We start from the raw sequence: 14,565 nt of genomic DNA, 5'->3' as shown, positions 1-14,565 counted from the left end.
AATAAAGGAGCAGGACATGCTGGCTACACTTAGGTCTATTGCTGAGTCTGTATCGCAACAAGCGAATTTAGACAGTGCTTTAGTGTGCTTTGTGCAAATGGTTAAAGATGCCATGAAAACCCAGTGCTGCTCCATTTATTTTGCAGATTACAGCCAAGATAATTTTGTACTTATGGCTACCGAAGGGTTAAATCCTGATGCGGTGGGTAAGTTTAGAATTGGCTTTACCGAAGGATTAGTAGGCTTAGTTGCCCAGCGCGAAGAGCCAATTAATATAGCATTTGCTAAATCACACCCGCGATTTAAACTCTCCCCCGAAGTGAATGAAGAAGGCTACAATGCTTTTTTGTCAGTGCCAGTGGTGCATCAAAAAAAAGTATTAGGCGTTATTGTTGTTCAGCAAAAAATGGCCCGTGTTTTTAGCCAAGATGAAGAATCGTTTTTAATTACGCTCTCTGCACAACTTGCATCACAATTAGCGCATGCTGAAATAAAAGAAGTACTGCGACAAGATGAATCATCTCATCAAACATCTGTTTTAAAAGGGGTATCGAGTGCGCCGGGCATAGGAATTGGCCAAGCATTTGTAGTGCTGCCAAAGCTTGATTTTAAGTCTATAGAGCTTTTAAAAGACAGTGATGTAACAGAGCAACGCCGCTTGTTTACGCAAGCCGTAGCCGCGACCCGAAAAGAATTTAATACGCTTTCTATGACGCTAAGTGACTCGATACCGCATGAAGCGTTGGCTGTATTTGATGTTTACCAACAATTACTTGATGCAAAAAGCTTAGGCCATAATGTTGAGGTACAGTTACAAGAAGGTTGGTGCGCTAAAAGTGCATTAAAAATTGTAATAGAGCGCTTAATCTCTCAATTTAATGCCATGCAAGACCCATATATAAAGGAGCGTGCGGTTGATGTTAAAGACATTGGTTTACGTGTACTACATCATTTAGTAAACACCGAACACGCTATAAAAGATTACCCACCAAATACTATTTTAATTGCTAATACATTAACTCCGGCCATGCTTGCAGAAGTGCCAAAAGGGCATTTAGCGGGTGTAGTTAGTGTTAATGGTTCAGCTAATAGCCATGCGTCTATTTTAACGCGTGCAATGGGTATTCCTGCTATTTGGGGTATTGAAGATTTACCACTATTACAGTTTGAGGGTAAACCGCTCATTCTGGATGCATTTTCTGGGCGTTTATATATTTCTCCATCGCAAATGCTAATAGATGAGTACACCGAGCTTCAGTACCAAGATGGCTTATTGAATAACCGTTTTTTAGCCGAGCAAGCATCAGAATCAATAACGCTTGATGGTGAGCATATTAGCTTGCTGTTAAATGCCGGGCTTGAGCTAAATACAGAACAGAGCAGTTCACATATTTGCGATGGCGTAGGGCTTTACAGAACAGAGGCTTGGTTTATGCAAAAAGGCCAGTTTCCTTCGCAATTAGAGCAAGAAAACTGGTACCGCGAAGTACTTACTAGCTACCACCCAAACCCTGTGGTTATGCGTACGTTGGATATTGGTGGGGATAAAGTTTTAGATTATTTTAATATTACCGAAGAAAATCCCTTTTTAGGATGGCGTGGTATTCGTATTAGTCTTGATCACCCAGAGCTGTTTTTAGATCAGCTTAAAGCAATGTTAAAAGCAAATATTGGTTTAGGCAATTTAAAGATTATGCTGCCAATGATCAGTGGCACCGATGAAGTAGATGAATCTTTAGCATTATTTGAGCAAGCGTATTATGAGCTAAGTGAAAAGTACCCAGAGCAAAGTATAGAAAGACCTGATATTGGTATAATGCTTGAGGTGCCTTCGAGCGTATTTATGTTGCCTGAATGGTCAAAAAAAGTCGATTTTTGCTCAGTCGGTAGTAACGATTTAACGCAGTACCTATTAGCTGTAGATAGAGCTAATGCACGTGTTGCTGAGCTGTTTAACCCTTATCACCCAGGCGTATTAAGAGTGTTAAATAAAGTGGCTTGTGAATGTGAGCAGTACGAATTGCCTTTTAGTTTATGTGGTGAACTTGGTGGCGATCCCGAAGGTGCGATTTTACTTATTGCAATGGGGTATAGGCGCTTAAGTATGAATCTATCATCACTTAATAAAGTTAAGTGGGTGATCAGGCGCTTAAATGTGAGTGACATGGAGCAGCTATTTAGTGAGTGTTTAACTCAATCCACCGCTAAGCAAGTGTTACGCTTAACACGAAACTTTATGATAGAGCATCGATTAGGCGATTTGTTTTACACGCCCAAATAGTATCAATCCGCAGATGCTATTGGCTTTATAATCCTTTAATATACACACATTAATAGGTATTTGAGATAACTATGTATGACTTAGGGCTGTTAGTGGCAAGCTGCGCACTACTAGGCTGCATTGTCGGTTTTTTAGCAGGATTATTAGGTATTGGTGGCGGTTTAATTATTGTCCCTGTGCTTAGTACGTTACTGTTATCGTTTGACGTTACATCTCCAAGCCACGTTTTAGTGATTGCTATAGCAACCTCACTTGCTTCTATTTTATTTACTTCAACCTCTTCAGCGTTAGCTCATCATAAAAATGATAATGTGCCGTGGGAAATCGCTCCTTGGGTTATGTCGGGTGTTGCGTTAGGGGCATTAATTAGTGGCTTTGCTGCAAGCCTCATTCCTGAGCAAATTTTACGAACTGTGTTCGCTATCAGCGTCGTGTTTATTGCAACGAGAATGGTGTTGTCGACCCGCAAAAAATCAGTTGTGGAGCAACCTTTACCAGCAGGCCCTATCTTGGGAGCTATATCGGCTCTAATGGGTGGCCTATCTGGTTTAATTGGCATTGGTGGTGGGGCGCTTATTGTTCCAATGCTTAATTATTTTTCGGTAGATATAAAAAAAGCCATAGGTTGCGCCGCTGCTTGCGGCATTGTTATCGCCTTATTTGGTTCTATTGGGTATATTAGTGCAGGTTGGCAAGTTACCGATTTAGAACATGGTTTTGCAGGGTTTGTTTATTTACCTGCGTTATTTGGAATTGTTATTACATCATGGTTTGTTGCGCCTATAGGCGCTAAAGCAACTCATTATTTACCTGTTAATACAATAAAGAAAGTTTTCGCGGTATTGCTTGTTGTTATCGCACTTAAAATGGTTTTTAGCTAAAGGTTTATTTTTTATGGCACTTGAGTTTCCTCAAATTGATCCAATAATTTTTTCTGTTGGGCCGCTAAGCGTACGTTGGTACGGGTTAATGTATTTAATTGGTTTTGCGTTTGCGATGTGGTTCGCTAATCGCCAAGCTGCAAAACCTAATTCAGGTTGGACAAAAGAGCAGGTAAGTGACTTACTATTTTATGGCATGCTAGGGGTAATTCTTGGTGGGCGTATTGGTTATGTATTGTTTTATCAGTTTAGTTACTTTATAGAAAACCCGCTTTATTTATTTAGAATAGATCAAGGTGGTATGTCTTTCCATGGCGGCACGCTAGGAGTTATAACAGCGGTAGCCATTTTCTCGTGGACACGCAAAAAATCATTGCTTCAAGTAGGCGATTTTGTTGCTCCGCTTGTACCTGTTGGTTTATTAGCTGGAAGAATAGGTAACTTTATTAATGGCGAGCTGTGGGGTCGAGTGACCGATGTGCCTTGGGCTATGGTATTTCCTACAGGCGGGCCACTTGCGCGTCATCCATCACAATTATATGAAGCATTTTTTGAAGGCCTAGTACTCTTTTTAATCCTGCAATGGTTTATTAAAAAACCGCGTCCAGCGGGTAGTGTAGCAGGTGTATTTTTACTAGGTTATGGCGTATTTAGGTTCTGCATTGAGTACTTTCGCCAACCAGATGCGCAACTAGGGCTGTTTGCAGACTTTATTTCGATGGGGCAAATATTATCACTTCCTATGATTGTGGGTGGTTTAGGTTTATTAGTTTGGGCATACAAACAACCACAACAAGTTAAAGCAGCTAAGGCATAATAAAACAGCATGAAACAATATTTAGAATTATGTCAGCGTATTGTTGACGAAGGCCAGTGGGTAGAAAATAAACGTACAGGTACGCGTTGTTTAACGGTTATAAACGCTGATTTAGAGTACGACGTAGCGAATAATAAGTTTCCTATGATCACCACACGTAAAAGCTACTACAAAGCAGCGATTGCTGAGTTATTAGGGTATTTACGTGGTTACGATAGTGCAGAGCAGTTTCGTAATATTGGTTGTAAAACTTGGGATGCAAATGCTAACGACAACGGCGCATGGCTTAATAACCTTAACCGTAAAGGTGAAGACGACATGGGCCGCGTCTATGGCGTGCAAGGCCGCGGATGGCAGCGACCAGATGGTTCAACGCTCGATCAGCTTGCTAAAGTTATTAATAACTTAAAAAATGGTATTGATGATAGAGGGGAAATCGTTACTTTTTATAACCCCGGCGAATTTGAGCTTGGTTGTTTGCGCCCATGTATGCACACACATACTTTTTCCCTGCTTGGTGACACGCTATATTTAACATCGTATCAGCGCAGCTGTGATGTGCCACTGGGCTTGAATTTCAATCAAATTCAGTGTTTTGTTTTACTTGCATTGGTAGCTCAAATTACCGGCCATAAAGCAGGTAAGGCGTATCATAAAATTGCTAACGCTCATATTTACGAAAACCAACTAGAACTAATGCGAGACGTGCAATTAAAGCGCGAACCGTTCGAATCGCCTAAACTAGCAATTAACCCAAAAATAAAAACGTTAGAAGATATAGAAACGTGGGTAACGCGTGACGACTTTGAAGTAACGGGCTATCAAAGCCACGAACCGATTCAGTATCCATTTTCAGTATAAAAAGATTAAGGAAAACTAAAATGAAAGCAGTGATCCCAGTAGCGGGCTTAGGTACTCGTATGTTACCTGCCACAAAAGCAATCCCTAAAGAAATGCTACCAATAGTAGACCGTCCACTTATTCAATATGTAGTAAATGAAGCGGTAGCAGCAGGTATTAAAGAAATAGTACTTGTAACTCACTCAAGTAAAAACTCTATCGAAAACCATTTTGATACAAGCTTTGAGCTAGAAGCTACATTAGAAAAACGTGTTAAGCGGCAATTACTTGCCGAAGTGCAGGCTATTTGCCCTAAAGACGTCACTATTATTCACGTACGCCAAGGTGAAGCTAAAGGCTTAGGCCACGCAATTAACTGTGCGGCGCCAATTATTGGTAACGAGCCGTTTGTTGTAATCTTGCCAGATGTAATTATTGATGACGTTGAAAGCGACCTAAAAAAAGACAACCTAGCTGAAATGATTGCGCATTTTGAGCAAACAAAGCACAGCCAAATAATGGTTGAGCCAGTGCCTATGGATGAAGTAGACAAATTTGGTGTAGTTGATTTAGGTGATGTTGACTTACAACAAGGTGAAAGCTCACCTATTACAGACATGGTAGAAAAACCGCCTGTTGATCAAGCTCCTTCTAACTTAGCTGTTGTAGGGCGTTACGTACTAAGTGAAAATATTTGGCCATTACTTGCAAAAACACCTCAAGGTGCAGGCAACGAAATTCAGCTAACTGATGCCATTGCAATGCTAATGGAGCATGAAAAAGTTGATGCTTATGCAATTAAAGGCCGTAGTCACGATTGTGGTAGTAAAATAGGTTACTTAAAAGCAACGATTGAATTTGCACTACGCCGCGATGAATTTGCCGGTGAACTCAAATCATTTATTAAAACACTAATTTAATTAGTTATTTTATTTAATACCTTAAGGCGCCTATTTGGCGCCTTTTATCTATTTATTCATTAAAATAAATACACATTAATAAGAAAGTTCAAAATCAGAAATGTTTTAGGGACATTACAGACATATTGTAATTCATGTTGTAAATTTTAAGTTAATTGGCATTAATTTTGTATTAAATAATGCTCTCAAGGAAGGAGGAATATGCAACATTGTGTTTTTATGAAACATGAAAAAGCATACTAAGAGCTAAGTTAATAGCTTAAAGCTAATAAAGTTAAACGCTTTCTTGTGAGAATGTTTAACTGAAATGTAAGTGTAAAGGCACTACTTTCAGGACAACAAATACATGCTTATACGTAAAAAAAATAACATTGGGCTAATACTTAGCTTGCTAATGCTTTTATTTGGAACAGCATGTAGTGTTGCGCCCAAAATAGAGACAAGCAACGTATCGCAAACTAACGCGCCAGACTACGTATCTATAACAGCCCTTGAGTTTGCTCAACTAAAAGATGCCGCCATGCAATGGCAACAAGCTCGAGCAGGTATTGAGCGCATCTTAAAATTAGAAAAAGAAATAACCTACCTAGTAAACCATATAGTCATTATAAATAGTAAAGCGATAGCTCAGTCTAACCAAGGCTATAGCATTAAAACAGCCCGCTCTCCACGTATTACGCAATCCCGTCTGCGACAGGTTAAGCAAAATTACAGTAATAAAAAGCAAGTCGTTACATTACGCGCGCCTAAACATGTATTTGCATTACAGGTTGCGTCTGTTGGCTCGCAAAACGGTGTAGTAAAAGCATGGAAAGAGCTAAATACTAAAGCAGCCCCATTATTTAGAGACAAAATACTGACAAATGTTGAAACCGCAAAAATAAATAATAAAATATTTTACAGGCTAAAGTTAGGCTCTTACCAAAACTTTAAAAATGCAAAAGCCGACTGTGATGTATTTAAACTGTATAAGCTCGATTGCATCGTAAGTAACTACACAGATAAGCCTATAAAACTATAGTTGAATATTTGGCTTAATTATTGCTTTGAAATTAAAGTTGTTTTTTATGGATGTCTAAAATTGAAACCTAGATTCGGAATATTACTTTTGTTATTGATGTTAGCTGCTTGTAGTAACCAGCAAGCACCGGTTTCGTCGCCTAATGAAAAGTTTGTGCTTGTAGAAGATATAAAACCTTATTTAGAGCAATGGGATAACAGTAAAGAAAAAATAGCTAGTTTAAGCGACATGGAAGAGGATTTGCTATTATTGATTCAGGCTCTTTCTGCACAAACCGATATTGATGCAGTACCCGATCCACTTAAAGGTGATGTTAAGCAGATAAAGTACGGAAGTGAAAACAAGGCTTCATTATCAGCAGAATCCACAGAAAGCAAAAGCATTATTGATTCGAAAAAAATAAGCTACACGATTCAAATTGCTAGGTATATGAGTGCGAAAAGGGCTGAAGCACAAATACAGCGTTTACAAGAGCAATACCCGCAATTAAGTACAATTTTGCACTATCAAATAAATGCACAAACTAAAAATTCAGTTACGCTTTATAATCTGGTAGCAGGGCCCGTTGAGACTCAAAAGCAAGCAGTGCAGCTGTGCATGTTTTTTTCCAAACTAGGTAACAAGTGTAGATTGACCACTTTTAAAGAAGGTTAAATTACAAAAATAGTTTACTGGCTCAGAGTATTTAATAAAAAATGTATTTTTTCTAAATATTTCATGGACTCGGCCGATACTTAATGTAACCTGACTAAGGGTTAATTAAATATATTTAAGGGATAAATTATGAACAACTTTTTTACTAAAGCAGCTTTGGTAGTATCTATAGCTACACTTTCTTTTGGTGCTGTTGCTGAAACAACTTCATTTCAAGCAGGTGTGACAGTTCAAAATGCATTTACATTGACTAATGATGCAGCTCTAGATTTTGGAACAATTCGTGCCTCAGCTGATTTAAGCGGCGCACAAACTGCTTCACTAGAATTAGCGGCAAACCCTGCTACATCTGCTATTACTACTTCAACTGATGCAACAGCGGCTGAAATCGCAATTTTAGTAGCAGGTACACCAGCCTCATTCTCTGTTTCTGGGGTGTCTCCATTTGGTACATTGACCATTACAGATCCGACTGAAACTGCAATTTCACCTGATGCAGCACCTGCGGGTACTGCAGCATTTACTTTGGGTACTCCAACGTATTATGTGTTAACTGGTGCGGCGGCTAATAGTGTAGCTACAACGACCATTCAGGTTGATTCAAATGGCGAAGCGACATTTAATGTTGGTGCAACATTAACCACAACAGCGGTTGCTGCAACTAGTGATTATATCGATGGATCATACAGTGGCACGTTTACATTAGAATTAAATTACTAATGGGCAAAGCCTGCTTTATTATAAAGTAGGCTACTTTATGAAATTAATTTTATTCATACTAGCAGCTTTCTTAACTACGGATTTATACGCCCAAGTTACAGCGCTTGAGCAATTGAATTTTGGTAAAATTGTTATTAGTGATAATCAAAGTGTTAGCTCTATAACTTTGTTACCTAGTAATACAAACACCTTAACTAACAGCATATATTTACTTGAAAAAGGCCATGCCGCCGAATTGTTGCTCGAAGGGTATCCTGCGCGTATTCAAGTAAATGTGAGTGATTTTATAAACGACCAACCTTTAAATAACATTTTCGGTGGTGCATCACTGATTTTAAATCAGCTCATATACAATGCGACCATTACAACCGATACCACAGGGACTGCGTTATTGAGAGTGGGGGGGCAATTAAGTACCTCCGGTGACGGAAATACTTATAAAGATGGCATCTTTGATACTACAATTGAAGTGACGTTAAATTATTAGACAACTAGAGATGTTGATTAAATGACAATAATAAAAATCTTTTTTATCTTAGTAAGCTTTATTTTAACTAGCTTCCATTCTTATGCAAACTTACTCATTTCTCCAACAAGAATCAATTTTGATGAGCGTCAACGTGTTGCTAAAGTCATTGTTGTTAATAACTCTAATGAACCTAAAACTTATAGGTTGGAGTGGCAAGAAAAAGTTGCACTTGCTGGTGGAGGGTATTCTAATTTAGCGGCGACTCAAGAAAGTTCAACTTCACTTAAAAATATGGTCAGGATCAGTCCGTCGCAAGTTAGATTAGCACCAGGAGAAAGGCAAATTGTTAAGCTTGCTATTCGAAAGCCGAAAAGTTTAGCAAAGCAGGAGTACCGTTCTCATTTAGCTTTTAAAGCACTCCCTAATGAAACTCAAGCTCAGCAACAGAGACTGGGTATTAAGATAAACTTACTCTTAAGCTACACTATTCCTGTTATTTTGCGACATGGCGCTGAAAAGCCTAATGTTAGTATTAGCAATTTACAGCTTATACACAGCGCAGAAAAAAAAGCGTTTGAGATTGAAATTAAGCGAGAGGGTGGCTTTAGCTCTTTTGGCAAGTTAGAAGTTTTTTTTAAGCAAAAAGGAACGGATACGGAGAAAAAGATCGCTATGTTAAACGATTTTAGTATTTACCCAGAGCTAACAAAAACAATAGCGACGATACCAATATTTGCAGAACAAAAGAGCCCGGAAAATGGCCAAGTTCGTGTAACTTACACTGGGCTTAAAGAATATCGCAATACTATTTTTAGTGAAAAGTTAGCGCCAGTCAATAATGCAATTATCGGTAAATTGAAATAGCCGATGCACTACTTTAAGCGGTTTATGTGGTTGCTGATCATTTTTTTATCATTTAATTCATTATCAGCAGTAGAAGAGCCTGACACTCAGGCTATTTTTGCGAGCATAAAAAAAATAGATAAAAAATGGCAGCAATACAACATTGATCAGACTGTAAATGAGAGAGCCGAGTCTAAGCTTAATGTACAGCAAGGTGAGGGTATCCCCGAAGGGGAATTATTATTTTTTTCATCGTTCGTGAAAAAAAATTACCTAGGTGAAATGCTCGGGGTGAAAAGTAAAACCGGTGTGTTAATAGATTTATTAAGTTTTTCAGAAAACTTGGATTTTGCTATCGATATAAATAGCGATGACTTTATTGCTCAAGGCTGGTTTATTAGTGAAGATAATCAGTTTTATCTAGACTTAAATACAAATACAGCACAAATTAACGGCGCTAGATATTCATTTAGTAGCGAACAAGCTTATGCCGATAACGGCGATATGTTTGTTGATAGTAACTTGTTAGGGCAATGGTTTTCGTTAGATATTGATATTGAGTACTCAGCACTTGAGCTAAATGTAAGCTCCCCCACCAAATTGCCTATAGAATTAAAACGCGAAAGAGAGCAGCGAGAAACTGTAACTAACGGAGAGTCTCGTCAAGCAATATTGCCGTGGAAGGCCAGTCCATACAGTGCAATTTCATCTCCTCTTGCTGATGTGCAGCTTAGTGCAACCAAGAGTAATACGGATTCAGCGATAGGGTACTCTGTATTAGGATCAAATGACTTGGCCTATTTTAATACTCAGTATTTTTTTGCAGGGCGAAAACAAGATTTACTATCAGATTCAAGATTATCATTTAGCCGTCAAAGTAAAGATGCACGGTTATTAGGCCCTTTAAATGCGACAACTGTTCAATTTGGAGATGTACTAGCAACTCAAGTCGGTAAACAATTTAATAGTAGTTACGCCAGAGGAGTAAAAGTGGATAACAAACCACTTTTTAAACAGGTTAATAGTAATCAAATTAACTTAACGGGTGCTATTCAACCAGGATGGGATGTTGAGTTATATCGTAATGATGTACTGCTAGCGCAACAATTTAGTTTAGCTGATGGGCGTTATTTATTTGAAGACATTGATTTATTATTTGGCGCTAATAATTTTGAGCTGATTTTTTATGGTCCACAAGGGCAAGTAGAGCGAAAAACAGAGCAATATTTTATAGATGGTAATAGTTTGTCGGCAGATGAGTCGTTTTATGAGCTGTCAATTACTGAGCAAGGTGAGCAGTTATTCAATCAGTCACTTTATTCGCCAGAGGGTAAAGGTTGGCAGCTAGCGGGTCGTTATGAAACGGGATTAACTGATTATTTATCGGTTTATGCTGGTACATCAATATTAAATAGTAATTCTGGGAACAATGTTAGCAATTATGCCTTTGGTTCAAACCTGAGTATATTTGATAAGGTACTACTTAATTTAGATTATGAAAAAAATAATAACGATGAAGATAAATTAGAAGTAGCTGCTAGAGGTGAGTTAATTGGTCAATCGGTACGGTTAAGCCTGTCTCAAAACAATGAGAAAATAGTGGGTGATACAGAAACAGCGAAAACTCAAAATTATAGACTATATACGGCAGGAAAATTGTTTGATAAATCATTTGGAAGTTTGAGTTATCAAAATACCCTTGGATATAACAACAGAGAATTTAGCGACTCATATTTAAGTGTTGATAATACCTTATCTTACAATTTTGACGGCACTGTTGTTAGTAACAACTTAATTTGGCGAAAATTTGATTCTTTAGAGGATTCAATAACACTTGGCAGTATGCGTCTTCAACATCGGTTTGGTAAAACATACACGCGTTTTAGTGTTGACTACAGCGCAGACTCCGGTTCAACTATATTAGGTTATCAAGCAGAATTAAGTCGTAGTTTATCTCAGAATTTGCAATCTGAATTCACACTAAGAAACTCCCGTATAAATGATTTAGTTTCTATGGAGCTGGGTCTAAATTGGCAAAGCGATAGTTTTAACTTAAATAGCACAATGAGTTACGATGATGATGATAATTGGCGGCTAGGTTTATTTAGTCGCTTTAGTATTGGTTTTGATACGAACACTGATGAGTACTTTTTAAGTAAAAGAAGCCTCGCAAACTCCGGCACTTTAATGGTTAGAGTCTTTCTTGATTCAAATAATAACAATATTCAAGATGATGGAGAAAAGGGAATCGAAGGCGTTAAGGTAAAAGGAGTTCAAAACTATCGCCGAGCTGTAACCAACGAAAATGGTTTAGCTATACTTAAAGGTATGCCAGCAAATAGAACCACCGACATAGTGATTGATTCTGACAGTATTAGTGAGCCTTTTTTAGTTGCCGCCAATGATGGCTTTTCTATAACACCGCGTGCCGGCTTTGTTGAATATATGGAAATACCGCTTAATAATAGTAGCGAGGTTGAGGGTACTATTTATAAACAAGATGAGCAAGGTACCAGTGAGGTGCAGCCGTTCGCCACGATTAAATTACTCGACAAACAAGGTAAACAAGTGGCGCAAACACAAGCTGCTTACGATGGGTACTACTTATTTACAGATTTAAGGCCAGGCCAATATAAAGCGGTAATAGATGATGAGTTCAAAGAGCGAAAATCTTTAAAAAACACACAACAAGTAACTGTAAATTTACCAGCGCAAGGCGAAGTGGTGATGGGCGTAGACTTTGAACTTAAAGAAAAAGCACAAACGCCAGCGTATATTGCTAATGCAGGTGATTTTTCTTCGTTGTCAATTATGAAAGCGTATTACCAATTGATAAAGCGCCATTTGGATGAACAATCAAGGCGTGATGCGTTTTATATCAAAGATAACGAGAAAAATCGTTATACTTTAGCAGTTGCTTATGCCGCTTCAGAGCAAGAAAAACTTGAGCAGGTATGCAATAAATTAACTGCTAAAGGGCTAAACTGTAAAATTCAAGCGCAACTTATCAGCCACTAATACTAACAAGGTTTAACCATGTATCTCATTAGTTTATCTAAACACAATTTAGTAGTTATCACCTCTCTCGTAATGATTGTTTTATCGGGTTGTAGTAGCACAACAAAACCAAGCGAACTAGCAGCGATAAATCAAAAAGATACACGAGTTTCTGCAGACGAATTGGCGCAGTTAAAAGCTTCTTCTCAGCAATGGCAGTCTGCAAAAGCAGGGGTTGAGCGGTTGTTAATAATAGAAGAAGATTTAAGGTTATTAATAAGCCAACTTAATGCAGTGGTAAAGGAAGAATCCAACTCAAATGAGGCAGAGAAAACACCAATAGTTAGTCCGCTAAAAAAAATAGAAAAAACACCCCAAATGCTATCGTCTTCAGTAATAGCACAAGCAGAAAAACCAGTATTAAAAACTGAAGATGATAAAACCAATAAGGTAAAAAAAATAACACCAGCCAGCAGCGGTAAAGCTGAATATATACCTTCGACAGCACGGTACGCACTACAAGTTGCAGCTGTTACAGATAAAACGCGCTTAAAGCAAAGTTTAAATGAAATAAAAAACAAAAGTCCAGAGTTATTTCAGGGTCCATTTATCGCCAATATAGAGAACATCGACATTGGTGGTGTGACCTTTTATCGTTTAAAGCTGGGCGCCTATGAAACCCATGCTAATGCAAAAGTGGGTTGTGATAAACTTAAAAAACAAGAGATTAATTGTGTCGTAAGCCATTACACGCAAGCGCCATTAAATAATTAGGCATAATAATTGCTTCGTCTTAGTTATATTTTAATGAGGACGGCAATTATGCGCCTTTTACTGCCCTTAATCTGTTTAAATTTAGTTGCATGTAACTTGGTTCCACAGCCTGAGCCAAGTGTACCCACTGATGCGACACGTCCAGCTTTAGCACCTTACACAGTGAGTGACTATGTTAGTAACTTAACGGCACAGCTCAACTTTAAAAATGGTGCGTTTAATAGCAATGCCCGTATAGGTGTTAGCAGCTTTTATTATGCAAGTGCGCCTGATACAAAGCTGATCGCAGGGCAAGCCTCAGGTTTAAGCTTACAAGTTCAAGAAAGCTTACTCACCCAGTTTACTCAACTTGGTTATCAAACCGTTGAATACAAACTAGCGAACAGCTTAACGCTATCGACGAATGCTGACAGCATATTAACCCGCGATATCAAAAAGTTAAATAATCGCCAAAATATTGACTTAGTGATCACCGGCACAGTAACTCGCCAGCAGCATGCCTATATAGTAAATGCACGCCTTGTTAATATAGAAAACAAGCAAATACTTTCAGCAGGTACAACCGAGATCCCCATAAACGTAATGTGGGGAAGCGAAAAAATTCAGCAGCGAGACGGCAATCTGTACCGCAGCGAATATTAATCAGGAGCATACAATGAGAAACCTATTAATTACCCTATGTTTACCACTAGGCTTTGGCTGTTCACTAATGGATGATTCAATTGACGCTGAGCCTGAAAAAAACATGCAAGTTAACAATGCGCCACTTATATCAAATCAGCGCACAATTAAATCACCACAAGAGAATATTGATCTTTTTCAGGCTCAACTTAATCAACGGGGCAACTACACTAAAAAAGCCCCAGTAACACGTAGAAACATAAACCACTACGTTCGCGGTATTATGCAAGACATAGTAGATAATTTAGAATATGTAAACGATAAAACGCCACTGGCTGTATCTAGCTTTGTATTTTTAGATGATGACTATAGTGATGGTAGCTTACTTGGCAATCAAATAGCTGAAAGCTTTATGCACGAACTACATAGTTTTGGTGTGCCGGTTATCGATTTTAAAACAACCGATTACATGCGTGTAACACCCGATGGTGACTTTGTATTTAGTCGTGATTACTTGGAGCTAAACCAAGATCAAAACTTTAGTTATGTATTAGCAGGCACGTTAGTAAGCCATCAAGGTGGCGTACTCGTAAATGCGCGTGTAGTGGGCATACAAAGCAAGGCTGTGGTAGGTAGTGCGCAAGGTTTTATTCCACAATCAGTTGTTGATGCATTAAACAGTAGCTATCGCACCGATGGAATAATGCTTAAACAAGCTAGTAAGTGA

General features: G+C 38.4%; 14 protein-coding genes. All 14 read left to right on the top strand.

The features are described from left to right. Positions 1-16: 16 nt before the first annotated feature. The 14 genes from ptsP (at position 17) to J8L73_RS10465 (ending at position 14,565) form a co-directional block, all read left to right on the top strand. Complete coding sequence (gene ptsP / locus J8L73_RS10530; RefSeq protein ID WP_211016863.1) at positions 17-2,281, top strand: phosphoenolpyruvate--protein phosphotransferase; 2,265 nt, start codon at positions 17-19, stop codon at positions 2,279-2,281. 71 nt (positions 2,282-2,352) lie between these two features. Next, positions 2,353-3,162, top strand: a complete 810-nt coding sequence (locus J8L73_RS10525) for a sulfite exporter TauE/SafE family protein (protein WP_211016861.1) — start codon at positions 2,353-2,355, stop codon at positions 3,160-3,162. A 13-nt stretch (positions 3,163-3,175) separates the two neighbouring features. Beyond that, positions 3,176-3,979 carry a prolipoprotein diacylglyceryl transferase gene (gene lgt / locus J8L73_RS10520; protein ID WP_211016859.1) on the top strand — a complete coding sequence of 268 codons (804 nt, stop codon included), beginning with the start codon at positions 3,176-3,178 and terminating at the stop codon, positions 3,977-3,979. 9 nt (positions 3,980-3,988) lie between these two features. Continuing rightward, a complete protein-coding gene (locus J8L73_RS10515) occupies positions 3,989-4,840 on the top strand; it encodes a thymidylate synthase (protein WP_211016857.1) in 852 nt (283 codons plus the stop codon). 20 nt (positions 4,841-4,860) lie between these two features. Continuing rightward, positions 4,861-5,739 carry a UTP--glucose-1-phosphate uridylyltransferase GalU gene (galU, locus tag J8L73_RS10510; protein WP_211000817.1) on the top strand — a complete coding sequence of 293 codons (879 nt, stop codon included), beginning with the start codon at positions 4,861-4,863 and terminating at the stop codon, positions 5,737-5,739. Positions 5,740-6,085: 346 nt separating this feature from the next. Continuing rightward, positions 6,086-6,760, top strand: coding sequence for an SPOR domain-containing protein (locus J8L73_RS10505; RefSeq protein WP_211016856.1), 675 nt, complete (start codon positions 6,086-6,088; stop codon positions 6,758-6,760). Between the two features lie 60 nt (positions 6,761-6,820). Continuing rightward, positions 6,821-7,414: an SPOR domain-containing protein gene (locus J8L73_RS10500; protein ID WP_247659629.1), complete on the top strand. Its 594-nt coding sequence runs from the start codon at positions 6,821-6,823 to the stop codon at positions 7,412-7,414. A 129-nt stretch (positions 7,415-7,543) separates the two neighbouring features. Beyond that, positions 7,544-8,134 (top strand): DUF4402 domain-containing protein, encoded by a 591-nt coding sequence (locus J8L73_RS10495; RefSeq protein WP_211016854.1) that lies wholly within the window; start codon positions 7,544-7,546, stop codon positions 8,132-8,134. A 37-nt stretch (positions 8,135-8,171) separates the two neighbouring features. Continuing rightward, a complete protein-coding gene (locus tag J8L73_RS10490; RefSeq protein WP_211016852.1) occupies positions 8,172-8,621 on the top strand; it encodes a DUF4402 domain-containing protein in 450 nt (149 codons plus the stop codon). A 21-nt stretch (positions 8,622-8,642) separates the two neighbouring features. Beyond that, positions 8,643-9,467, top strand: coding sequence for a fimbria/pilus periplasmic chaperone (locus J8L73_RS10485; protein WP_211016850.1), 825 nt, complete (start codon positions 8,643-8,645; stop codon positions 9,465-9,467). A 24-nt stretch (positions 9,468-9,491) separates the two neighbouring features. Further along, positions 9,492-12,464 (top strand): MSCRAMM family adhesin SdrC, encoded by a 2,973-nt coding sequence (locus J8L73_RS10480; protein ID WP_247659628.1) that lies wholly within the window; start codon positions 9,492-9,494, stop codon positions 12,462-12,464. Between the two features lie 18 nt (positions 12,465-12,482). Next, entirely contained in the window at positions 12,483-13,217 is a 735-nt protein-coding gene (locus J8L73_RS10475; protein ID WP_211016840.1) for an SPOR domain-containing protein, read from the top strand. Positions 13,218-13,265: 48 nt separating this feature from the next. Next, on the top strand, positions 13,266-13,859 hold the full coding sequence (locus tag J8L73_RS10470) for a FlgO family outer membrane protein (protein WP_211000810.1): 594 nt from the start codon (positions 13,266-13,268) through the stop codon (positions 13,857-13,859). Between the two features lie 13 nt (positions 13,860-13,872). Then, entirely contained in the window at positions 13,873-14,565 is a 693-nt protein-coding gene (locus J8L73_RS10465; protein ID WP_211016838.1) for a FlgO family outer membrane protein, read from the top strand.

The organism is Pseudoalteromonas sp. MMG006 (assembly GCF_018101025.1).
Lineage (GTDB): Bacteria > Pseudomonadota > Gammaproteobacteria > Enterobacterales > Alteromonadaceae > Pseudoalteromonas.
The sequence above is the reverse complement of the archived record's forward strand: the minus strand, read 5'-3'. Positions and strand labels throughout refer to the sequence as shown.

Bases quoted from the DNA above. Each gene is read 5' to 3' on its own strand.
- J8L73_RS10490 (WP_211016852.1), top strand. From the start codon at position 8,172: ATGAAATTAATTTTATTCATACTAGCAGCTTTCTTAACTACGGATTTA.
- J8L73_RS10485 (WP_211016850.1), top strand. From the start codon at position 8,643: ATGACAATAATAAAAATCTTTTTTATCTTAGTAAGCTTTATTTTAACT.
- J8L73_RS10495 (WP_211016854.1), top strand. From the start codon at position 7,544: ATGAACAACTTTTTTACTAAAGCAGCTTTGGTAGTATCTATAGCTACA.
- lgt (WP_211016859.1), top strand. From the start codon at position 3,176: ATGGCACTTGAGTTTCCTCAAATTGATCCAATAATTTTTTCTGTTGGG.
- J8L73_RS10515 (WP_211016857.1), top strand. From the start codon at position 3,989: ATGAAACAATATTTAGAATTATGTCAGCGTATTGTTGACGAAGGCCAG.
- J8L73_RS10475 (WP_211016840.1), top strand. From the start codon at position 12,483: ATGTATCTCATTAGTTTATCTAAACACAATTTAGTAGTTATCACCTCT.
- J8L73_RS10505 (WP_211016856.1), top strand. From the start codon at position 6,086: ATGCTTATACGTAAAAAAAATAACATTGGGCTAATACTTAGCTTGCTA.
- J8L73_RS10465 (WP_211016838.1), top strand. From the start codon at position 13,873: ATGAGAAACCTATTAATTACCCTATGTTTACCACTAGGCTTTGGCTGT.
- ptsP (WP_211016863.1), top strand. From the start codon at position 17: ATGCTGGCTACACTTAGGTCTATTGCTGAGTCTGTATCGCAACAAGCG.
- J8L73_RS10480 (WP_247659628.1), top strand. From the start codon at position 9,492: ATGTGGTTGCTGATCATTTTTTTATCATTTAATTCATTATCAGCAGTA.
- J8L73_RS10525 (WP_211016861.1), top strand. From the start codon at position 2,353: ATGTATGACTTAGGGCTGTTAGTGGCAAGCTGCGCACTACTAGGCTGC.
- J8L73_RS10470 (WP_211000810.1), top strand. From the start codon at position 13,266: ATGCGCCTTTTACTGCCCTTAATCTGTTTAAATTTAGTTGCATGTAAC.
- galU (WP_211000817.1), top strand. From the start codon at position 4,861: ATGAAAGCAGTGATCCCAGTAGCGGGCTTAGGTACTCGTATGTTACCT.